Source organism: Galactobacter sp., assembly GCF_022712295.1.
In the GTDB taxonomy this organism is placed as follows: Bacteria; Actinomycetota; Actinomycetes; order Actinomycetales; family Micrococcaceae; genus Galactobacter.
In genome coordinates, this window is sequence record NZ_JALAGT010000044.1 from 1 (window position 1) to 21,645 (window position 21,645).

Sequence of the window (21,645 nt, forward strand, 5' to 3'; positions counted from 1 at the left end):
GTCGGTGTAGATCTCACGGGCGCGGACCAGGTCCTGCACGTCACCGGAGGTGGAGAGCTTGTAGAGCTCAACGGTGGCCTGCGGGATGGCGTTCGGGTAACCGGCCACCCAGCCAACGGCGCCGTCGAGGCCCATCTCCAGGACGGTGTCGTCGGTGCCGATGAGCAGATCCATGTCGGGAGCGAGCTCCTTGATGGCGTAGCTGCGGCGCACGTCGCCGGAGAACTCCTTGATGCCCACGACGCCGGCCTCGTTGTGGATGCGGGCCACGAGCTCGGGGTGCAGATCAACCTTGGTGTCGATCGGGTTGTTGTAGGCCACGATCGGCAGGCCGGCCTTGGAGGCGCGGACGTAGTGGTCAACGACCTCGTCATCGTTGGCGCGGTAGGCGTTGGGGGGCAGCAGCATGAGGGCCTGAGCGCCGGCCTCGGCAGCCTGCTCCGCCCACTTCTGGGTCTGGAGTCCGCCGTAGGCGCCTGCACCAGCCATGACGGTGAAGCCCTCCGGGGAGGCCTCGACGGCGGTGGTGATGACGCGGGCGCGCTCCTCGTCCGTCAGGTTCTGGTACTCGCCCAGCGAGCCGTTGGGGGCCACGCCGTCGCAGCCGTTCTCTGCCAGCCAGGCGACGTGCTCTGCGTAGGCGTCGAAGTCGATGGAGAGGTCATCGTTGAAGGGCAGCGCAGTGGCGACGAGTACGCCGTGCCAGGGCTTCTTGGTCTCGGTCATGGGTTCCTCCGTGGGGGTGGAAGTAGCGGGTTCAAGAACTACGGTATGTGACATTGCACTGGCGCGCAAGCCCTTCATTGCGCTGATATGTCACGGGTCGTAACACATGGTCGGACAAGGAGCGGATCAGCTGTCTGCACCTCACCAACCGACTTCCCCAATGCCCTTCCACCGACTGCTTCCCCAAATGTCCCTCCCCCAACACAGCTTCAGCTCGATTTCTGACTTCAGCGCAGAACCACGATCTGGGCTGAAATCAGAAATCGAGCTGAAGTTGAGCGCGGGCAGCTGCGTGCTCGGGCTCCGTGTGCAGGGAGGACTCCCGGGATCCCTCCCTGCACACGGGACAACGCACTCAGTGTCAACCTGTTTGGAGTCAGGCGTGCAGGTCAGCCATCCACGCCTCGATCCCGTCAGCGTCGATGGGCAGGTCCTTGGAGAGCACATCGGAACCGGTTTCGGTGATGAGGATGTCGTCCTCGAGGCGCACGCCGACACCGCGCAGCTCCGGCGGCACGGCCAGGTCGTTGGCGTGGAAGTACAGCCCGGGCTCCACGGTCTGCACAATGCCGGGGGCCAGGATTCCACCCTGGTAGGCCTCGTAGCTGGAATGGGCGCAATCGTGGACGTCCAGACCCAGGTGGTGCCCGATGCCGCAGACCAGCCATCGGCGATGCTGCTGACCGTTCGGGGACAACGCCTCGTCCACCGAGACCGGCAGGATTCCCCAATCGTGCAGGCCGACGGCGAGCTCCTCCATGCAGGCTGCGAAGAAGTCGCCGAAGGAACGGCCAGGTTGCAGAGCGGCAAGACCGGCGCGGTGAGACTTCTCCACCAGGTCGTGCACCTGCCGCTGCGTCTCGGTGAAGCGGCCGGAGGCCGGGAAGGTTCGGGTGACATCCGCCGTGTAGAGCGAGTCCACCTCGATCCCCATGTCCAGGAGCAGTAGCTCGTCCGGAAGCACCGGTCCGTCCGTGCGCACCCAGTGCAGGGTCGGGGCGTGCGGCCCCGACCCGACGATGGTGGCGTAGCCCGGGGCGTTACCGTAGGTCCGCGCGGCGCGGTCGAAGGTGCCCTGCAACCACCGCTCGCCGCCCTCCCTCATGGCCTGCGGGATCTCGGCCACCGTCTGTTTGAACCCACGCACGGTGGCATCCACGGCCCGCCGCAGCTGGGTGATCTCCCAGTCGTCCTTGATCATGCGCAGCTCAGAGAGCACCCTGACCAGTTCCACGTCCGTGCGGTAACCAGCAAGCTGGGCGGGACGCGCGGAGTGACCGGCCACCAGCGGGTTGGACAGCTTTTCCAGGGCGGGGGCCAGCTCGTCCAAGTCGCGGACCCGGATGTCCAGTGCTCGCTGCCAGTCCTCCAGCGCGGGTTCCGCTCCGATCCACAGTTGGCCGCGGGCCGCATTGGAGAAGAACCCGGCCTCTCCCGGGCCGAACGGGGCGGGCAGATACAGGGTCGCCTCAGCCGCCGTCAGCACCAGCACCGCGTCCTGAGCCGAGCACCCGGTCAGCCACATGAAGTCGCTGTCCGGGCGGAAGTCGTAGTCGCAGTCGTTGATCCGCACGGGCGCATGGCCACTCGCGACAACGATGGCCCGGCCGGGCAGTGCCTCCAACAGTCGACGACGGTGGTCGGCTGCCGCCTCGGCCTGCCCGGCCGCCAGCTTGGGGGTCCGGTCCAGCTCCCCCCAATCCCGCCCGATGAAGTCCGTGAAGCCCTCCGCGCCGACCAGGCGCGGCATCCGCGGGTCCTCGTCCTTACCCCGCGGCATGGAAGTGGCCTGAGGTTGAGTACGGTTATCGGTCTGGGTCATGTCTGCCTCTTCGTCTCGTCTGCTGTTCTTCATCAAGTTCTGTTCGTCGTCAAGGCCCGACGGCGGGCCCGCGCGCCACGTGGCCTGCACGTGCGGTGCCGGCGCCGAAGGCGCCCGGACCGGCGTTGCCGGGGCCGCCGCCATCGGGCTTGGGGCACGTCGGGTCAGGCCAGTGGGCCGCCGACCCCGTCCACCAGCTCCAGCAAGCGCGGGAACACCTTTCCGGATCCGACGCCGTCATGCTCGAACTCGTTGGTGACCCACGCCTGTGTGTTGCCCACAGCCGCGGCGGTATCCAGCTGCAGGCCGGAGTCCACGTACATGTCGTCGTAGTAGACGGCAGCGGCCACGGGAACCTCGTTGGAGGCCAATACCTCGAGGTCATAGAGCGCGGACCAGTTCTGACGCTGGGCCAGGAGCTCCACCGCGCCCGCAAAAGGCTTGAGATTGCGGATCTCCTGGAACATCAAGGGGTAGATCATCTCGCCGGTCATCATCAGTGGGCGGGCGCCCTCGGAGAAGTCTGCGTGCTTCTCTCGTTCCGCCTGAGCCGCCCACGCGGTGGGCCCGTTGTCGCCGTGGCCGTAGATGGACTCCTGCATGGCCGCGAAGAGGGGGTTGTCCGCGTAGGAGCTCAGCTGCTGAACCTGCTGCAGGAAGCTGTCCGTGAATTCGTCCCCGACGAAGGCCTCGTCCACAAGATTGTGCAGGCGCTCGAAGCCGGGCTTCATCCCGTAGTCGATCCCCAACGACTGGAAACGACGCACGGTGAGACGGTCACCATCAGGCAGCCGCACGTCCTCCGCCGCGAGCTTGTCGGCGATCGTGGACAGCGTGGCGACGTGGTGCGGGTAGCGCTCGTAAAACAGAGCGTTCTTGGCCCGGGTGCGGGGGTAGGTCCGGCGGTAGACCTCCGATGCGTCGGGCCAGATGGAGGCCAGGCCACCAGTGACGTAACAGGAGGCAAGGGCCTCCGGTGCCTGCGAGAGATAAGTCAGCGTCAGGAAGCCGCCATAGCTCTGGCCCAGAGTGGACCACTTCTTGCCGTCGAACTCGCGGGTCCGGACCGCCTCGGCGTCCTTCACGATCGAGTCCGCGCGGAAGCAGGCAAGGAAGTCCGCCCGTGCCTCATCGTCCGGCAGTGAGTCCAGGGTGGACCCCTGGATCCTGCTGGATCGGCCGGTGCCGCGCTGGTCAAGCAGGATCACACGGAAACGCTTGAGAGCATCGCCGATCCATCCGTCCGCCGCCACAGGACGCGGCCCCTTGCCGCCGGGTCCGCCCTGAAGGTACGTGAGCAACGGGAGGTCCTCATTGCGGCGCAGCGGGTCAACCAGTTCCCTGGCGAAGATGGTGATGGACCCCGGTAGGGTGCCCGACCAGTCCAAGGGCACCGAGATCTCGTGATCACGCACCCACATCCCGGGGATGACGTACTCGTTGACGATCAACACACACTCCTTCTTTGACTTCTTGTGGCATATCCGCGGCTTGCGGCATCGATTCTGTTCTTCGGCTACGTGGCTCAGCATCACTGAACACACGGCAGGGGAGGGCCACTCGGAGGTCGATCCGACCCCGTGGTGCCCCTCCCCCGCAGTCAGTCAGGACTCGTCGGTGGCAGCGGCCAGCGGATGCTGTTGCATGTACCGCTGACGACGCTCCTCCCATTCTGGATCAATCTTCGGCACCGCGGCGATCAGCTTCTGCGTGTACGCATCCTGCGGAGCATCGAAGATCTGGTCACGCGGACCGGCCTCCTTCACCTGCCCACGCTGCATCACCACCACGTCATCCGCGATCTGACGCACCACGGCCAGGTCGTGGGCAATGAACACATAGCTCAACCCCAGATCCTGTTTGAGTTCCTTGAGCAGGTTGATGACCCTGGCCTGCACCGACACGTCGAGCGCAGACACCGCTTCATCGCACACCACGACCTTGGGTTTCAGAGCCAGTGCACGGGCAATACCGATGCGCTGCGCCTGACCACCCGAGAACTGGCGCGGGTAACGCTGAGAGGCATTGGGGTCCAAGCCGACCCGCTCCATGAGTTCCTTCACCATGGTGCTGCGCCCCTTGGGCGGCTTCACCCCCTGATAGTCCAATGGGGCCATGATGATCCGCTCCACTGTGTGGCGTGGATTCAGTGACGAATACGGGTCCTGGAATACCACCTGGATGGTCTGGCGAACCTTGTGCAGGTCGGCACCTTCAACACGGGTGATGTCCTTCCCTTCCAACTCCACCGAGCCGGAGGAGATGTCAAGCAATCGTGCCATCATGCGCGCGGTCGTGGACTTGCCCGAGCCCGACTCCCCCACGATGGCCAAGGTGCCACCGGCGGGGACGTCGAAGGACACGTTGTCCACCGCTCGGAAGACCGACTTCCTGGAGAAGAAGCGCCCCTCCTCACGGACGGGGAAATCCTTGGTCAGGTCCCTGACCTTCATGATCGAGTCACTCATGATCGGTGCTCCTCCCCGGTCTCCTTCATGACCGCATCGGGATCGTCGGTGATGCGGGGCAGCGCGTCCAACAGCGCCCTGGTGTAGGAGTCCTTCGGTTGGGTGAAGATCTCCTCGGTGGTGCCGCGCTCCCTCGTGACGCCGTGGCGCATGACGAGGACCTCGTCCGCGACCTCTGAGACCACCGCCAGGTCATGGGTGATGAAGACCATCCCCATACCGTTCTCCTTCTGCAGCCCCGAGAGCAACCCCAGGATCTGGGCCTGCACCGTGACGTCCAGGGCGGTGGTCGGTTCGTCACAGATCAGCAGTTCCGGCTCAAGGCAGATGGCCATGGCAATCATGATGCGCTGGCGCATACCTCCGGAGAACTGGTCCGGGTAATGGTTGTAGCGCCGTTCCGGGTCCGGGATGCCGACCCTGTCCAGGGCCGCGATCACGATCTTCTTGGCAGCCTGTTTGGACACCTTGCGGTGTGACCGGTAGGCCTCCGCGATCTGTAGTCCCACCGTGTAGAACGGGTTCAGTGAGGACAGTGGGTCCTGGAAGACCATCGCCATCCTGTCCCCACGGATGGGGCGCATGGCGCGGTCGCTGAGGCCCAGCAGCTCCTTGCCCTTGAGCTTGGCGCTACCCACTGCACGTCCGCCACCGGGCAGCAGTCCCATGATGGCCAAGGAGGTCATGGACTTACCCGAACCGGATTCGCCGACGATGCCGACGGTGCGGCCGGCTTCCACTGTGAAACTGGAATCGTCCACCACGGTGGACGTTCCGCGCGAGGTCGGGAACGAGACGCTCAGGTGCTCCACCTCCAGCACCGTATCTGAACTGACGCTGGTCATGACGACTTCACCCTCACTCTCGGGTCCAGGTACCGGTAACCGATGTCCACCAGGATGTTGGCGATGACCACGAAGGCGGCCGCCAACAACGTCACGGCCATGATGACCGGCTGATCGTTCTTGGTGATGGAATCGGAGGTCAGCTTGCCGATGCCGTTGAGTCCGAACACGGTCTCCGTGATCAGCGCGCCGCCCAGCAGTGCTGCGAAGTCCATGCCGAACATGGTGGTCACAGGAGTCAGCGCGGGCCGCAGTGCGTGCCGGCCCACCACGAGTGAGGGCTTCAGGCCCTTGGCCCTCGCCGTACGCATGAAGTTCTGGTTCAACGTGTCGATGACGTTGGTCCTGGTCAGGCGCGTGTAGATGGCCATGTACTGGAAGGCCAGCACCATCCATGGCATCAGGTACGCCGCGAACCAGCGTCCAGGATTCTCGCTGAACGGCACGGCCTGCGGGAACGGGAGGATCTGTAGTTGCACCACCAGGATGTACTGCAGCAGCAGAGCCACGAAGTAGTTGGGGAGGCTGATGCCGCCCAGTGCGATGGCGTTGAAGAACTTGTCCCAGAACTTGCCGCGCTGGAACGCCGAGATCACACCACCCATGACACCGCCGAGCAGCCACAGCACGGCCGCACCAACGGCCACGGTAGCGGTGACCGGAAGGCGGTCCACAACCATGTCCATGACGGACTCGTTGGTCTGGAAGCTGTAACCCAGGCAGGGAGCGGAGCAATGGATGGCTTGCGATCCGGACCCGTAGTCCCGGCCCACGAACAGTCCCGAGAAGAACTCCCAGTACTGCTTCCACAGTGGCTGATCCAATCCCAACTGATCACGGATCTGGTCGATCCGCTCGGGGTTACAGGTCTTACCGCAGATCTGCAGCGCGGGGTCCGGGGACAGGGCGAAGAAGATCACGTATGTGAAGACGCTGACCAGGAACAGGACGATGACGGCGGCACCGCAACGCTTCAGGATGTAGCCGAGCATCAGGCGGCACCTCCTTCATCAAGTTCCCGCTTGAGGTGGTCGCCGACCACGGTGCAGCACAGCACGGTGAGGAAGAGGAAGAGTCCAGGGAAGATGAAGTACATGGGGTCCACCGCGTACCAACCCACGGAGTCGGAGATCATCTGACCCCAGGAGGGGGTGGGAGGTGTGACGCCGACGCCCAGGAAGGACAGCCCTGCTTCCGTGCCGATGTACTGGGGGATGGCGATGGTGGCCAGGACGATGATGGTTCCTCGCAGGTTGGGCAGGATCTCCTTGAAGGAGATGCGCATGCGACTGGCGCCTGCCGCCATGGCAGCCTCCACGAATTCCTCGTTGCGCAAGGACATGGCCTGTCCGCGAATGACACGCGCGGTGTAGGGCCACCCGAAGACTGAGAGGACCACCACCAGGAGCACCGGCCGGTTCCCTGAGGGGAGCGCGGAGAGAATCGCGATCATGAAGATCAGCTGGGGGAAGGCCATGAGGAAGTCCATGACCCGGGAGATGATGGTGTCCAGCCAGCCGCCGAAGAATCCGGCCAGCATGCCGAGCACCACGCCAACCACTGTTGTGATCACGGCGGCGACCACGGCGATGGTCAAGGAGACCTGGGCGCCGTAGGCGATGCGGATGAAGATGTCACGACCGTTGCCGGGCTCCACACCGAACCAGTGGTCGACGCTGACGCCACCGAGCGCCCCCAGCGGCTTGCCGCCTTGGTTGGGGTCGATGGCGGAAGCGTCGAAGTCCGTTGGCCCCCAGCCGGTGATCTTCGCCAGAAGAGGGGCGAAGACCGCCATCAGAACGATCAGTCCGAGGATGATCGAGCAGATGATGACGGACGGGGTGGACCTGAAGGCAGCGACCACCCGCTTCCAGGGGGTCGGGGAACCCGCAGGGCTCCCCGACCCCTCGCTCGCCAAGGCGAGCGATTCTGTAGGCGCAGTCATGGAATTACTTCCCGGCGTCCTTCAGGCCGACGACGGCGAAGTCGATGCCGCCGGAGTAGCCCGGGTGGGAGTAGGCGTCGCCCACGTTCTCACCCACGATGGAGACGTTCTGCTCCCAGGCCAATGGAGCCGCTGGTGCCTTCTCCAGGATCTCCTTGTCCAGCTTGCCCCACTCTGCGTTGGCCTCGTCCACGTCCTTGATCTTGCGGATCTCCTCCATGCGGGTGTTGATGCCCTTGTCATCGAACTGAGCCACGTTCTGGTTACCCTTCGCGTAGATCTGCGAGCCTTCGAAGATCGGGGGGAGGAAGGTGGCTCCGGTGGGCCAGTCCGGGCACCAGCCGGTGATGGCAGCGTCATGCTGCTGGGCCGTGGTGCCGATGACCTCGTAGTAGGTGGAGGTGTCGATCGGGTTGAACTTCACGGTGATACCGGCCTTCTTCAGGGAGGCCTGCACGGCTTCTGACCCCTTGGTCCACTTGGGCTCGGAACGCACGTCGAGGGTGATGGTCAGGCCGTCCTCGTAGCCGGCTTCCTTCAGCAGTTCCTTGGCCTTGTCGATGTCGCCCTTGTCGTCCTTGGACGGGTAGAGGTCGAAGTCCTCGTGCCCTTCTACGGTGGGCGGGAGCATCGTGGTGGCGACCTGGGAGAGTTGATTGCCGCCGAGGGCGTCGGTCACGGCCTGGCGGTCGATCGCGTAGTTGATGGCCTGACGTACCTTGGGGTCGTCCATCCCCTTCTTGGTGGTGTTCATGGCCAGGTAGGTGGTGCAGCCCTGCAGTCCGGAGACCACACGGGAGGACACCTGTGGCTGCTGCAGACGGGCCACGGCGGAGGCCTGAACGCGGCCACCCACGGCGTTCGCGTCGTCGCCTTGACCGGCGAGCATGCGCTCGTCGATGGTGGCCGGGTCGAGCCCGAAGGTGAACTCCCAGGAGTCCGGCTTCGCGGTGCGGACCTCGTCGGTCTCCTTCTTCCAGTACTTGTTGCGTTCCAGGACCAGCTTGGAGCCGATCTTGTTCTCCACGACGCGGTAGGGGCCGGACGCGACCGGCTGCTTGTCCACACTGGTGGTGGTGATCTTCTTGGCCTGCGAGACTGGGAAGGGGGTGAAGGGTGCCTGGCCCACCACGGAGGGGAAGTCCGCGTAGGGCTTGGCCAGGTGGAAGACGATGGTCTTGTCGTCCGGCGTCTCGATGGAGTCGAGCCCTCCTGACTGGTAATACCCCTTGTAGTCCTTGGGGATGTCCAGGGTCAGTCGGGCGTAGGGGGAGCCGATCGAGACCGCGGGATCCAGCGAGCGCTCCACACCGAACTTCACGTCCTTGGAGGTGATGGGGGTCCCGTCCTCGAAGAAGATGTCGTCCTTCAGGGTGAACTTCCACTCGGTGTTGTCCTCGTTGGGGGTACCGGTGTCGGTGGCGAGGTCGGGAGTGACCTTGTTGGGTTCATCGTCCCCGCCGCCACCCACCGTGGTGAGCTGACGGTAGATCAGGCGATAGAAGTTGTTCACGCCACCGTCGAAGCCCTGAGCGGGGTCCAGGTGTGAATATGGTGCGTTGAGCAGCTGGTACATGGTGCCGCCCTCTTCGGTCTTGGCATCCACGTTGCGGGTGACGCTGGGGTCGGACGAGCCTCCGCCGCCGTTGCCGCCGCCGGAGTTCCCTCCTCCGCCACCGCACGCGGTCAGGGCCATCAGCCCGGCCATGGTCATGCCGGTGAGGGCGAGGATCGGTTTCTTCTTCATGGTGTTCTCCTGACGGGTCAGCGGCGTGAGTGCCGTTGTTCTCTTGAGGGATGAAGTGCTTTGTGGGTGACCGGACTGCGGCCGGGGCATCAGTGTTCGGGGAACCAGACGCGCATGGCTGCTGCGTCGCGGTTGCCCCAGGTGTAATACGGCTTGAGTGTCACCGTGGTGTCGGCGACGGCTTCCTCCGGCCGCGTTGCCGCGTATAGCGGAGCGGGTTGCGGGTCGTAGGCATGCCCAGTGACCGTGACGGTCAGCTGGTCGCCGCCCGCGGTCACGGCGTGCAGGGCGGCCTCCTGGGGGATCCTTACGTTGTCCACCGGCACACTCTGGTCCTGCTGCTCGGCGCACAGCACCAGCGGTCCGCGGCGGAAAGCCAGGCTGCCGCGAACGGCGTCGACGCGTGGGTCTGCAGAAAGCGCCTCGACCGGCATGGGCAGGGTCACAGTGATCTCTTCGCCCTGGCGCAGGTCGGTGAGCGTCTCGGTCCATCCATGCCCGACGACGTGGTCTTGGCCGGCGCGCGTCAGCCGAGCCCCATGGGCCCAGGCGGGTACGCGCAGGCGCGCCTGCGGCACGCCGCCTTCCACGACTCGCAGGGTCCACGTCCCGTCGAACGGGTAGTCGGTGGTGGACTCCAACAGCGCGCCGCCGGCCTTGACCGTCCCGTCGAAAGGCAAACCGAATTCCAGGGTCCCCTCACGGTCCACCACGAGGTGGTCCTGAAGCTCGGCGACCCAGCGGATCACGTTCGGAGGGCAGCAGGGGCACACGAACCAAGGAAGGCGGAGGAGCCCGCCGTCCGTTTCCGCGCCGGAGCGCTGATTGTGGTCGGGGCGGCGCTGCAGCGGGTTGTCGTAGAAGAAACAGGTTCCGTCTGCGGACGTCCCAACGGCGAAGGCGTTGAAGAGCACGGTCTCGATCGCGTCGAGGTACTTCGCGTCGCCCGAGGCCAGGTACATGCGCCAGGCCCACTGGTGAGTGCCGATGGCTGCGCAGGTCTCCGAGTAGGAGCGGTCGCTCGGCAGTTCGAAGCGGTCGCCGATGGCCTCGTCGCTGTGCCTGCACCCCAATCCGCCCGTGACGTAGAGCTTGGATGCCACCATGTCGTCCCAGAGGTACTCGAGGTGATCCAGAAGCTCCTGGTCTCCGGTCTCGATGGCGACGTCGGTCGCACCGGCCGCAAGATAGACCATCCGCACAGCGTGACCGGTGACGGAGTCGAGCTCACGCAGCGGTACCGCGTCCTGGAAGTAATCGGAGGGGAAGATGCTGTGTTTGAGCGTGCCCCGCCCGCGGCGGTCCACCATCAGCTTGGCCGTGGTCAGATACTCATCACGTCCGGTGTGACGGTAGAGCTCCACGAGTGCCATCTCGATCTCGGGGTGGCCGCAGAAGTCCAGGTCGCCATCCGGCCCGAAGCGCGACACCACCAAATCAGCGAACTTGATCGCGATGCCCAGAAGACGCGCGTCTCCGAGCCGACGGTCTGCGGCCACTGCGGCCTGGATGAGGTGACCAAGGGTATAGAGCTCGTGACCCCACACCAGGTCGGAGAAGGAGTCCTTACCGACCACCGGCGATTGGTAGTAGGAGTTCAGGTAGCCGTCCTCGCGTTGCGCGCGCCTCAGGAGGTCCACACACTCCTCATAGAAGGCGCGGATCGCTGCCAGGTGGTCCGCAGGAAGATCGCGATCACCCCGAGCCAGGACGTAGGCCAGCCCCTCCAACGTCTTGTGAATGTCGGTGTCGAGGAACGGGTATCGAACCGGTGCGGCGCCGTCGAAATCCTGATCGGCTACGCGGCGTAGATTCTCCAGGTTCTCGGCCTGACGCAGCTGCTGCATCACATGAGGGACGGTGGCCTCGACGTTGCGCTGCTGCCAAGCACCCAGCAATCCCCCGCGCAGGCTGACCGAGTCCTCCCCCAAGGGTCGTGCGCCGATCGTCGGCATGACGGCTGCACTGCTCAACATCTGCAAAAGGGTTCCTCCCATTGTGTGCCAGGTGACATGTGCAATGCTACTCTGAACGGTGACCTGCGCAACCCCTGGTTGTGACCTGAAACATGTCGGAAACAGGCACGACGAAGGGGCGGACCCGACTTACGTCGGATCCGCCCCTTCGTGTTTCACGCCGAGTTCATCGGCGCATCACGGAAGTCCCGGATCAGTTGGGAACCGAGTATGCGGACTCGATCTCCTCGTCCGTGCCGAGCAGGTCCTTGGTGAGGTCCTTGTCAGCCAGGAGCTTCTCAATCTCGCCGTTCTTCCGCATCTCCTTGATGGTGTCCGAGGCGGCCTCGTTCAGGGAATCGTTACCCTTCTTGATGGGGAAGGCAGCCTGGGGGGACTGCACCAGGGCGCCGATGCGGTCATCCGGCTCGGCGTTGGCCAGAGACACCGTGATGTCGTCGACGTCGCTGTACAGCTCCACGGTGGTGCCATAGGAGTCGATGGCGGCGTCGAGACGACCGGCATCGTAGTCGGACTTCAGCTCCACGGAGGAGGGGTAGGTCTTCACGTTCTTGGCGCCGAGGACCTTCTTCAGGTCATCCACCCAGAGGTAACCGTCGATGGTGCCGACGGTGCCAGCCTTCTCCAGGTCCTTGATGGTCTTGTAGCCCTTGGTGGAGGCGATGCCCATGCCGTCCAGGTAGGTTGAAGCCGTGAAGTCGGCCTTCTTCTCGCGCTCCTCCGTGCGGTTGATGACACCGATGGCCATGTCGATCTTGCTGGCATCGATCGACTGGATGGCGTCAGCGTAGGTGGAGGACTTCCACGAGACGTTCAGGCAGTTGTCCTTGGCGATCTGCTTGACGATGTCCACGTCGATGCCCTCGGGGTCACCGCCGTTGTAGGAGGAGAAGGGCAGGATGTCAATGGCGCCCACGGTCAGAGTGCCGTCCTTGACCGTGTCGACGTTCTCGTGGGCAGGCTTGCAGTCGTCTGCCACCGTGTCCTCGGACTTGGAGCACGACGTCAGAGCCATGGAGGCGCCGAGGCCCAGGATCGCGATACCGGCGAACGCGCGGCGAGTGGTGGTGAGCTTCATGGTTTCTCCTAAGAGGGGTGATATTGCGGGGATGAAGTCGGGAATGAATCAGTACTTCCGCGCCATGCGGCGCTCGAAGTACGAGGTGATCCACGTTGCGGGAATCGCGATGACCGCGTAGATGACGCCGGCCAGGGCGAAGGTGGGCAGGTACTCGAAGTTGCGCGAGCCCTCGTTGTAGGCGACCTTGACCATCTCGTCCACGGTGATGGCGTAAGCCAACGAGGTGCCCTGGAAGGTCTGGATGGCCAGACCCATGAGGCCGGGGGTCGCGGAGCGCATACCCTGCGGGAAGATGATCTTCCAGAACCGGCCGCGCGACTTCAGGCCGAGCGCCTCCGCCGCTTCCAGCTGGCCGCGTGGGACCGACTGGATGCCGCCTCGGATCATCTCCGATGCGTAGGCGGAGGAGTTCCACGCCAGACCGACCACTGCGGCAAGAATTGCGGTGAAGCTGATACCGAAGGTCGGAAGTCCGTAGTAGAAGAGGTAGAGGATGGCCAGCGCGGGGGCACCACGGCCGATCTCCACGATGGTGATGCAGATGCCGCGGATGATCCTGCTACTGCTCCGGACGCCGAGCGCCCAGACCAGGCCTACCGGGTAGCCGATGGCAATGGCAAGGACCGTGATGAGCAGGGTCCATTTCAGTCCACCGAGCAGGTTGGGAAGGGCGTTGCCCCAGATCTCTAGGAAGTCCATCAGTGGCCCCCTGCCTGCAGCTTGCGGTCAACGCGACGTGACCACATGGCCACGGGCACGGAAACAATGACATAGATGGCTGCCGCGATCGCGTACGGATAGATGCCAGGAATATCCGGATTCTGAGCAGCGAAGGAGCGGGCCTGGAAGACCATGTCCTCCACGATGATCACCGAGGCGATCGAGGTGTCCTTGAACAGGCCGATGCCGTAGGTGGCAATGGACGGCATGCTGATCTTGAAAGCCTGCGGAGCCACGATCTTAAGGAAGGATGGAGTCGCCTTGATGCCGAGCGCATGCGCCGCCTCGGTCTGGCCTACCGGGACCGAGAGGATGCCGCCGCGGTAAATCTCTGCCAAGTACGCTGTGGACACTATGGACAAGGAGAGGATCGCGGAGACCCAGTTCTCGATCTCATAGCCGGATCCCTCCATGGCTTCCGAGATCCCGTAATAGGCCACAAAGATCCACACGATGATCGGCACACCACGGATCAGATCCACCAGGAACCTGAGTACCCACCGCAGCGGTGCGATCTTGGAGCGAAGCCCCAATGCCAGCGGAATCGCGACGATCCCGCCGATCACGAACGAGGCCACCGTCAACAACAGTGACATCGGCAGCCCCTTGATGACTGCGAGGAAAGCGTCGAGCATGGGCTTGTCAGCGCTCCAGCACGGCCCGCAGGAACTGCCGGGTCCGTGGGTGTTGGGGATCTGCCATGATCTTCTTGGGGTCGCCCTGCTCGATGATCTTGCAGTCGGCCATGACCACGAGTTCGTCGGAGACGTCGCGGGCAAAGCTCATCTCGTGGGTGACCACGAGCATCGTCATACCCTCGTCGGCAAGCTCTCGCATGACGGCCAACACCTCGAGACCCACCTCGGGGTCCAGAGCCGAGGTCGGCTCGTCGAAGAGCATGATCTTAGGGTCAAGGGCCAGCGCTCGGGCGATGGCGATGCGCTGCTGCTGACCACCGGAGCACTTGTTGGGATGGGTCTTGGCCTTGTCCGCCAGGCCCACGCGGTCGAGCAGCCTCATGGCCTTCTCTTCCGCTTCCTTCTGACTGCGCCCCAGCACGTTGCGCTGGGGGTAGACGACGTTCTCCAGCACCGTGAGGTGAGGGAAGAGGTTGAAGGACTGGAAGACCATGCCCACCTCGGCACGCAAGGTTGCCAGGTCGGCACTCTTGATGTGCTTCCCGGCCTCGATGGTGTGGCCGGCGACCCGGATGGTACCGCTGTCCGGACGTTCCAGCAGGTTGATGCAGCGCAGGAAGGTTGACTTGCCCGCGCCGGAGGGGCCGATCAGGGCGGTGACCGAGCCCGGCTTCACGCTGAGCGATACGTCATCGAGGACGGTCAGCTCGCCGAAGGCCTTGGTCATGTGCTCGAGCTCGATACCGATGGTCGGCTCGGCATCCTGGATCAACGTCACGCGTTGCCTCCCGGGATTCGTTGTTAGTGACATGTGCAATGGTACGCGACGAGGTGTCCCACGCTACTCAGCTGCATGAGGTTCACCACGTCGATACGGCGACCGTACACGGTCCATACGGCGATGTCACACTGAGCTCATTGAGCATTACATCCCCGGAAAACCGGGTTTTTTGCATCATGAATTCGATTCGCAACATTGTTAGATCACCTGCGGGACCTCGAAATCCACCCCTCTGAACCCCTTAATACACATGCATACGTGACTTGACAGAAACAGACTCTTCTTGTTCACGAAACTCCAGTCCGGCCCTCACCTGTCACCTCCGCCCCCCAACCCATCCTTGAACTACACCCGTCGGTATGCTGGTGAGCCGTGCGTAACGAACAGCGATCGTCCCCGGCGGCCAAGGCAACTGCAACCGCCTCCACCCCGGGGCCCCGAGGGGCTCTGGAGTCCCTGGAGACCCGTCTGAAGCGCTATCGCATCGCAACGCTGGCTCTGGCCATTGCATGCCTGTTCCTGCTCATCGTGACCGTGGCCCAGCTCGGAACCGCAGGTTCCGGCACCAAGGCGGCCGGTAGCGGCAAGGCAACGACCGCGCGGTCCGACAATGGGTCGTCGGGCACGGAAGGCGCACAAAGCGTGGAAGGCGACTCCACGGATTCCCCACTCGCCAAGCGAGACCCCGACGACCCCATGGCCATCGGTAAGGCAGACGCGCCGCTGGTGATGGTGGAGTACACGGACATGCGCTGCCCGTTCTGCGCCTCTTACAACCAGGAGACCCAGCCTGAACTCATCGAGGAGTACGTCGACGCCGGTCTGCTCCGGATCGAGGTGCGGGACGTGGCCTACTTCGGCGATGAGTCCGCTGATGCCGCCGTGGCCGCCCGCGCCGCAGGAGAACAGGGCAAGTACTTCGAGTACCTGGACGCTCTCTACGCTGCGGCGCCCGCCTCCGGCCACCCGGACATGCCTCGCAAGAAACTGGTGGGCTTCGCGAAGACCGCCGGGGTGGAGGACCTGGATGCGTTTGAAAAGGCGCTGGACGACGACGCCCTCAAGCAGAAGGTGATGCAGGGGAACTCGGACGCACAGCAGACCGGCGTCACAGGTGTCCCCTTCTTCGTGGTGGGAGATCAGAGCGTCTCCGGTGCCCAGTCCATCGACACGTTCCGCTCCTTCCTTGACCAGTCGCTGACCCAGGCGGGTGCAACTCCCCCGAAGCGCGGGTGAGGACCTCATGGAGATCGGTCTGCTCGGCGCCTTCGTCGGAGGGGTTCTGACCCTGCTCAGCCCCTGCTCGGTCATGCTGCTTCCGGCGTTCTTCTCCTACGCCTTCACCTCCCCGGCCAAGCTCATGGGCCGCACGGGCGTGTTCTGGCTCGGACTGATCACCACCCTGGTCCCCATGGGTGTGCTCGCCGGAACCGTGGGTTCCTTCGTAAACCGGTACCGCACACCGGTCATGACGGTGGCCGCGTGCATCGTGATCTTGCTCGGAATCCTCATGGTCCTGAATATCCCCCTGTTCGGTGTTCCCGGCGCCTCGGCCGACGGCACCGGAACCGCCGCCGTGTACGCCCTCGGTCTGGTCTACGGCTTGGCGGGCGCCTGCACCGGCCCGCTGCTCGGCGCGGTCCTCACCGTCGCGGGGCTCAGCGGCAATGCGCTCATGGGCGGCCTGATCCTGCTCTGCTTCGCGGCAGGCATGGCCGCCCCACTGCTCGTGTTGGCGCTGTTGTGGGGACGTTTGCCGTTCGTGAGGCGTCTGGTCCGCCCGTTTGAAGTTCGCGTGGGCCGTTGGCGCACCACCGTGACCGGTCTCGTGGGCGGCGCACTCACCGTGGCGCTCGGCGTCTTCCTGCTCATGACGCAGGGGACCACCAGCCTGGGCGGCATTCTCGGCGCCACCGATCAGGCCCGCCTGGAGAACCGCGCCATGGCAGCCACGTCCGGAGTCCCGGACTGGGTGGTTGCACTCGTCGCAGTGGCGATCGCCGCCGTGGCCTGGCTGGTGTCGCGGCAGGTTCGCCGCCGGAAGACACCCGCCGCCTCATGAGGGGCGCGCTCGCGTCCGCTACTGGCGCGGCTTCGCCTCAATGCCCGACGGCGGTGCCCGCCTCCCGCCGACCGGCGCCGTCGGCTCCGACCGGCCGCGCGTGGTGAGGTCCCACGCCGCAGAGCGGAGCCCGATCACGTCGGCTGGGGCATGGCCGTGTATTGCGGAGTCCTGATCGCCTCACTGCCCACCCAGGCCGGTGGTGGCGAAGGACTGTACGATCTTGCGCTGGAAGAACATGAAGATCAGCAGCAGCGGAAGGGCCGCGATGACGGCGGAGGCCATGGTCTGTGCGTACTGGACGCCGTAAGCGTCCTTCACGGTGGACAGGCCTACGGGCAGGGTCATGAGGCTCGGGTCGTTGGTGACGATGAACGGCCACAGGAAGTTGTTCCATGCCCCGATGAACACGAAGATCGCCACGGCCACCAGCACCGAACTGGACAAGGGCAGCACGATCCGCACGAACATCCGCCACGGGCCGGCCCCATCGACGCGTGCGGCGTCCAGCAGTTCTGCGGGGATGGCGTCGAAGAAGTTCTTCAGGATGAAGACCATCACAGGCGCCACGATCTGCGGCAGGATCACGCCTGCGAAAGTGTCCACGAGACCGAAGGCACTCATCTCCTTGAACAAGGGAACGATCAGGATCTGACCGGGAATCATGATGGAGATGACCGTCAGGGCCATGAGCGTCTTTCGGCCCTTGAATTGGGTGCAGGAGAACGCATAGGCGGCCATCGCGGAGATCAGCACGGTCAGGATGGTGACCAGCGCGGAGATCAACAGTGAGTTGCCCATCCAACGCAGCAGGTCACTGCCCTGGATCACCTTGACGAAGGCATCCCAGGTGAAACCGTGTTCGGGGAACCAGCTGGCGCTGGAGGCAGCGTCTGCCTCGGAGGTGAAGGCGGTGACCACGGCCCAGGCGATCGGGACGAGCCAGATCACGGCAAGGATCGCGAGGACGGCGAAGGCGGCGCCGCGGGCCAAGGGAGAGCTGCCCAGCATCTGGTTGCGCTGTTTACGGCGCTCCTCACGAACGGCGGCGCGTCGTTGGCTGTGCGCGCCGACAACCGGCCCACCAGGCCGCGGGTCGACGGGGATGGTGTCTGCGGTGGTGGGGGCTGAGGTGAGGTCCGGCACAGTCATGTCAGCGTTCCTTCCGCCCGGGCACCAGGCGCAGCAGGGTGAAGATCAGGATGAGGGCGAAGAAGACGTAGGAGATGGCGGAGGCATAGCCCAGCCGGTAGTTCGTGAAACCCACGTCGTAGATGTACTCCAGGATGGGCCGCGTGGAACCGTTCGGCCCACCTGCGGTCATCAGGTAGATCTGGTCGAAGACCTTCATGGAGGCCAGCAGCTGCAACACCACGATGACCCCGGTGACCGACTTCAACTGCGGAAGCGTCACCGAGAACAGCCTGCGCCAAGCACCGGCACCGTCCAGCAAGGCAGCCTCGTACAGAGTCGCCGGGATGCCCTGGAGGGCCGCGAGATAGAGCAGGAAGTTGAACCCGACTGTCCACCAGAGGGTGACCAGTGCGATGGACATCAGCGCGAGGCGTTCGTCGGTGAGCCATCCGACCGGATGCAGACCGAACTTCTCCATCCAGGTGTTCACCAGCCCGATGTCCGGCTGCAGGATCCACAGGAACACGGACGCCACCACGGCCGAGGGCAGTAGGTAGGAGGCAAAGAATGAAGTCCTCCAGAGCCACTGCCCGGGCAGCCCGGCATTGACGAGCAACGCCATGACGAGCCCCACGACCACCAGCGGAATGGTGGAGAGCAGGGTGAAGAGCACGGTCTGCCAGAGGGCCTGCCACATCTGCGGGTCCCCGAAGGCCTCTGCATAGTTGTCCAGGCCCACGAATCCACCGTGGGATCCGGTCAGCGAACTCCCGGTGAAGCTCATCCACAGCCCGTAGACGGTGGGCCACACCAGGAAGAGCACCCCTGCCACCACGAAGGGCAGCACGAACCAGTAGCCTGAACGATCGCGCCATCCGGCGCGCTTGCGCGACGTCGCGCCCTTACCGCGTTTCGCCCCTGCCCGACGGCGCGGGGCGACGCCCGCGCTCGTCGCGCCGTCGATCCCCTGCGCTTCGGGGCCGTGAGCCTCTGCACGTGCTGTGGTCATGGTGTCCTTGTCCTCACGTGATGACATCAGGCCGGGTTGGGGGTGCTCAGCAGGCGGTCCATCTGCTTCAACATGCCGCTCACGGCAGATGACGCGGATTTCTTGCCCTGGAAGGCGTCTGACATGGCGTCGCAGACGCGGGCCTGGAAGTCGCTACCGGCCCCGGCGAACCACACCGGCGGGTCCAGCGTCACAATGTCTCCCGCTGCCGCGTAATCCGACTGCGGCGAGAGCTTCTGATAGGCGGGCTTGTCCTGGACCGGGCGGTACGCAGGAATGTGGCCGGCGTTGGCCCAGTTCAGGGAGCCCGACTTCACCAGGTGAGCCAGAATGCGGTAGGTGGCCTCTCTCCTGGCAGGATCGGGATGAGCCTGCTTCGGGAGCACGAACGAGTGCGAATCGGCGTAGTTGGCCGGGGTCCCGAAGATGTTGGGGAATGGCATGGCTCCGAGGTCCGGGATGGCGTCCTGGTAGGCGGGCAACTCCCACTCGCCGGAGAGAATCATCGCGGAGCGACCGGAGACGAAGTTGGCGACGCCGCCGTTGTAGTCCTGGTTGGACAGGGCGATCTTCCCGTCCAGCGTCGCCTGGATGAATTCGATGACCTCTTTGGCCTTGCCCTCGTCCAGCTGGGCCCGCTTGCCCGGGGTGAGTTCGAAGCCGGCCCCTGTCTGGTTGTAGAGGCCCCAGAAGAGGCGCCAGGACTGGGCGGTGTCCATCAGATAACCGAAGGACATGCCCTGTTTGCCAGTGGCATCGGCAAGTTTCCGTCCGGCATCGAGGAACGCGTCTGCGCCCTCGATGGGGGCCATCTTCCCGTCGGATCCCAGCAGTCCCGCCTTCTTCGCGTACTTCGGGTCGTAGAACGTGATGAACGGATGCGTATCCATGGGCAGGGCGAAAAGCTCTCCCTTGTAGGTGGCCGCCTCCCACACTGCGGGCGCAAAGTCCTCCTTGCGGATCCCCACCTTGGCCAGTTCATCCAGGTCGAAGGGCTCGAGTAATCCGCCGGGGGCGTAGCCGGCCAGGCGGGACAGGTGCATGACGGCCGCCTCCGGCGGACGACCGGACGAGGAAGCCATGGCCAGCTTGGTGTAGTAGGCCGACCCCCAGGCCAGGGTCACCGATTCCACGTTCACGTCGGTATTGGCCTTCATGGCCGCGGCCTGCATGTTCTGCATCTTGGCCCCGTCCGCGCCTTGGAAGAGATCCCAGATCCGCACGGTCGTGGAGCCTTTGGAATCGCCCGTGGCTGCGGGCGCACAGCCGGTCAGGGACGAGCCGAGCAGCACGGCGCCTGCACCGACGAGAGACGCACTGAGCACTTGCCGACGAGAAAACCCTTCTGACGATCCTGGGTCTCCGGACCCGCTGCGGGACCATTTCCCGCCGCGACCTGCAATCATCGGCATCTCCCTTGGTGCAACGTTGCGTTCTAACGTTGTACCAAGATGGACTAAGACCTGTACCCGCGTCAAGTACGTCACACCGAGAGAGTCATGACCACCACCCCCAAGAACCCGTCCGAACCTGTCCGCAAACCGCCAGGAATCAAGGATGTAGCCCTGCGAGCGGGCGTTTCCTGGAAGACCGTGTCCAATGTCGTCAACGGCACCGGTCGGGTCTCGGACGCCACCCGTGCGCGGGTCGAGGAAGCCATCTCCGAGTTGGGGTACCGCCCCAGCCTCGCCGGACGACAGTTGCGTCGTGGGCGCACCGGGATCCTCGCGCTGGCCGTACCGTGGGTGGACTCCCCGTACTTCGCAGCACTCGCCCATGAGGTCATCACGGCCGCTGCTGCTCGTGGCCACCGGGTGTTCATCGACGAGACCCGGGCGCAGAGGCAGGCCGAGGAGATCGTGGCACGCGGCTACGAGGTCCGCCTGATCGACGGCATCATCTTCTCTCCATTGGCCCTGACCTTGGCAGAGGCGGACAGGACACGCGGGTCCCTCCCCATGGTGCTGTTGGGCGAGCGCCCATCGGCCGGTGTGGAGATCGGGACCGATCACGTCAGCATCGACAACGTCCAGGCAGCCCGCCAGACCACGGAACATGTCATCGCCACCGGCAGGACCAGGATCGGCTTCCTCGGCGCGGAGCCGGAGCAGGCAGAGCGCTCCGGAGCCCCCCGCCTCAAGGGATATCTGCAGGCGCTCGAAGCCGCAGGCCTCTCCACACCGAACGGCTGGGTGGTCCCAGCGAAGGACTACTCACGTGGCACCGGCGCCGCCGCCACGGAGGAGATGCTCCCGCGGATCGGAGACATCGATGCCCTGGTCTGCGCCAACGACGAGCTGGCCATCGGCGCCATGCACACCCTGCGTCGCAACGGGGTCCGCGTACCCACAGAGGTCGCCGTGACAGGGTGGGACAACTCGAAGGAGAGCCGCTTCTCCAATCCCACCCTCACCACGGTGGCACCGGACCTGCGGGGCATCGCGGAGCATGCGGTGGCCCGGGTGATCGCCCAGATCGAAGGCGGCCCGACCTCCGCCCAAGACCTCGTTCTGCCTCACCGGCTGCTGATCAGGGAGAGCAGTTCCCCGCCACAGTGACCAGGTGTGGCGCCAACCCTTCGTGGCGCCCGCTCGTCTCGGCACGGGCCACACCCGAGAACATGCGACCTGCAGAATTCAGTACAACGTTGTACCCTGTTGTTCAGCCAAGACGTCAACGACGTGACCACAC

19 protein-coding genes are annotated in these 21,645 nt (G+C 64.6%); 3 read left to right on the top strand and 16 right to left on the bottom strand.

Features of this window, described 5'->3' with window-relative positions:
• The 13 genes from Q0A15_RS03235 to Q0A15_RS03295 all read right to left on the bottom strand — a co-directional run.
• Positions 1 to 726, bottom strand: a 726-nt coding sequence (locus Q0A15_RS03235; RefSeq protein WP_291278100.1) for a dihydrodipicolinate synthase family protein, incomplete at its 3' end; no start/stop codon positions are given.
• Positions 727 to 1,102: 376 nt separating this feature from the next.
• The gene (locus Q0A15_RS03240; RefSeq protein WP_291278101.1) at positions 1,103 to 2,548 is read right to left on the bottom strand and encodes an aminopeptidase P family protein; all 1,446 of its coding nucleotides are present in this window, start codon (positions 2,546 to 2,548) and stop codon (positions 1,103 to 1,105) included.
• A 164-nt stretch (positions 2,549 to 2,712) separates the two neighbouring features.
• A complete protein-coding gene (locus Q0A15_RS03245; protein WP_291278117.1) occupies positions 2,713 to 3,969 on the bottom strand; it encodes an alpha/beta fold hydrolase in 1,257 nt (418 codons plus the stop codon).
• Between the two features lie 183 nt (positions 3,970 to 4,152).
• The gene (locus tag Q0A15_RS03250; RefSeq protein ID WP_291278102.1) at positions 4,153 to 5,016 is read right to left on the bottom strand and encodes an ATP-binding cassette domain-containing protein; all 864 of its coding nucleotides are present in this window, start codon (positions 5,014 to 5,016) and stop codon (positions 4,153 to 4,155) included.
• The gene (locus Q0A15_RS03255) at positions 5,013 to 5,861 is read right to left on the bottom strand and encodes an ABC transporter ATP-binding protein (RefSeq protein ID WP_291278103.1); all 849 of its coding nucleotides are present in this window, start codon (positions 5,859 to 5,861) and stop codon (positions 5,013 to 5,015) included. Before Q0A15_RS03255 ends, Q0A15_RS03250 begins: the two co-directional genes overlap by 4 nt.
• Positions 5,858 to 6,853, bottom strand: coding sequence for an ABC transporter permease (locus Q0A15_RS03260; RefSeq protein ID WP_291278104.1), 996 nt, complete (start codon positions 6,851 to 6,853; stop codon positions 5,858 to 5,860). Before Q0A15_RS03260 ends, Q0A15_RS03255 begins: the two co-directional genes overlap by 4 nt.
• Positions 6,853 to 7,806: an ABC transporter permease gene (locus tag Q0A15_RS03265; RefSeq protein ID WP_291278105.1), complete on the bottom strand. Its 954-nt coding sequence runs from the start codon at positions 7,804 to 7,806 to the stop codon at positions 6,853 to 6,855. The genes Q0A15_RS03260 and Q0A15_RS03265 overlap by 1 nt, the downstream gene beginning before the upstream one ends.
• Positions 7,807 to 7,810: 4 nt before the next feature.
• Positions 7,811 to 9,553: an ABC transporter substrate-binding protein gene (locus Q0A15_RS03270; RefSeq protein WP_291278106.1), complete on the bottom strand. Its 1,743-nt coding sequence runs from the start codon at positions 9,551 to 9,553 to the stop codon at positions 7,811 to 7,813.
• 89 nt (positions 9,554 to 9,642) lie between these two features.
• On the bottom strand, positions 9,643 to 11,529 hold the full coding sequence (locus tag Q0A15_RS03275; protein ID WP_291278107.1) for a beta-L-arabinofuranosidase domain-containing protein: 1,887 nt from the start codon (positions 11,527 to 11,529) through the stop codon (positions 9,643 to 9,645).
• Between the two features lie 193 nt (positions 11,530 to 11,722).
• Positions 11,723 to 12,607 (bottom strand): ABC transporter substrate-binding protein, encoded by an 885-nt coding sequence (locus Q0A15_RS03280; RefSeq protein WP_291278108.1) that lies wholly within the window; start codon positions 12,605 to 12,607, stop codon positions 11,723 to 11,725.
• A 48-nt stretch (positions 12,608 to 12,655) separates the two neighbouring features.
• The gene (locus tag Q0A15_RS03285; protein ID WP_291278109.1) at positions 12,656 to 13,309 is read right to left on the bottom strand and encodes an amino acid ABC transporter permease; all 654 of its coding nucleotides are present in this window, start codon (positions 13,307 to 13,309) and stop codon (positions 12,656 to 12,658) included.
• Positions 13,309 to 13,965, bottom strand: a complete 657-nt coding sequence (locus tag Q0A15_RS03290) for an amino acid ABC transporter permease (protein ID WP_291278110.1) — start codon at positions 13,963 to 13,965, stop codon at positions 13,309 to 13,311. The genes Q0A15_RS03285 and Q0A15_RS03290 overlap by 1 nt, the downstream gene beginning before the upstream one ends.
• Positions 13,966 to 13,972: 7 nt before the next feature.
• On the bottom strand, positions 13,973 to 14,695 hold the full coding sequence (locus Q0A15_RS03295) for an amino acid ABC transporter ATP-binding protein (protein ID WP_291278118.1): 723 nt from the start codon (positions 14,693 to 14,695) through the stop codon (positions 13,973 to 13,975).
• A 426-nt stretch (positions 14,696 to 15,121) separates the two neighbouring features.
• Here Q0A15_RS03295 and Q0A15_RS03300 point away from each other — a divergent pair, with 426 nt between their 5' ends.
• Both Q0A15_RS03300 and Q0A15_RS03305 read left to right on the top strand, forming a co-directional pair.
• Positions 15,122 to 15,985 (top strand): thioredoxin domain-containing protein, encoded by an 864-nt coding sequence (locus Q0A15_RS03300; RefSeq protein WP_291278111.1) that lies wholly within the window; start codon positions 15,122 to 15,124, stop codon positions 15,983 to 15,985.
• 7 nt (positions 15,986 to 15,992) lie between these two features.
• A complete protein-coding gene (locus tag Q0A15_RS03305) occupies positions 15,993 to 16,811 on the top strand; it encodes a cytochrome c biogenesis CcdA family protein (protein ID WP_291278112.1) in 819 nt (272 codons plus the stop codon).
• Between the two features lie 180 nt (positions 16,812 to 16,991).
• On the opposite strand, the gene Q0A15_RS03310 is transcribed toward Q0A15_RS03305, so the two are convergent.
• Genes Q0A15_RS03310 through Q0A15_RS03320 form a run of 3 tightly spaced genes read right to left on the bottom strand, consistent with a single transcriptional unit; the run spans position 16,992 to position 20,279 of the window.
• Positions 16,992 to 17,963 (bottom strand): carbohydrate ABC transporter permease, encoded by a 972-nt coding sequence (locus tag Q0A15_RS03310; RefSeq protein WP_291278113.1) that lies wholly within the window; start codon positions 17,961 to 17,963, stop codon positions 16,992 to 16,994.
• 1 nt (position 17,964) lies between these two features.
• Positions 17,965 to 18,954 (bottom strand): carbohydrate ABC transporter permease, encoded by a 990-nt coding sequence (locus Q0A15_RS03315; RefSeq protein WP_291278114.1) that lies wholly within the window; start codon positions 18,952 to 18,954, stop codon positions 17,965 to 17,967.
• 26 nt (positions 18,955 to 18,980) lie between these two features.
• Positions 18,981 to 20,279, bottom strand: a complete 1,299-nt coding sequence (locus Q0A15_RS03320; protein ID WP_291278115.1) for an extracellular solute-binding protein — start codon at positions 20,277 to 20,279, stop codon at positions 18,981 to 18,983.
• A gap of 174 nt (positions 20,280 to 20,453) precedes the next feature.
• On the opposite strand from Q0A15_RS03320, the gene Q0A15_RS03325 reads away from it, so the two are divergent.
• Complete coding sequence (locus Q0A15_RS03325; protein WP_291278116.1) at positions 20,454 to 21,512, top strand: LacI family DNA-binding transcriptional regulator; 1,059 nt, start codon at positions 20,454 to 20,456, stop codon at positions 21,510 to 21,512.
• Positions 21,513 to 21,645 lie beyond the last annotated feature (133 nt).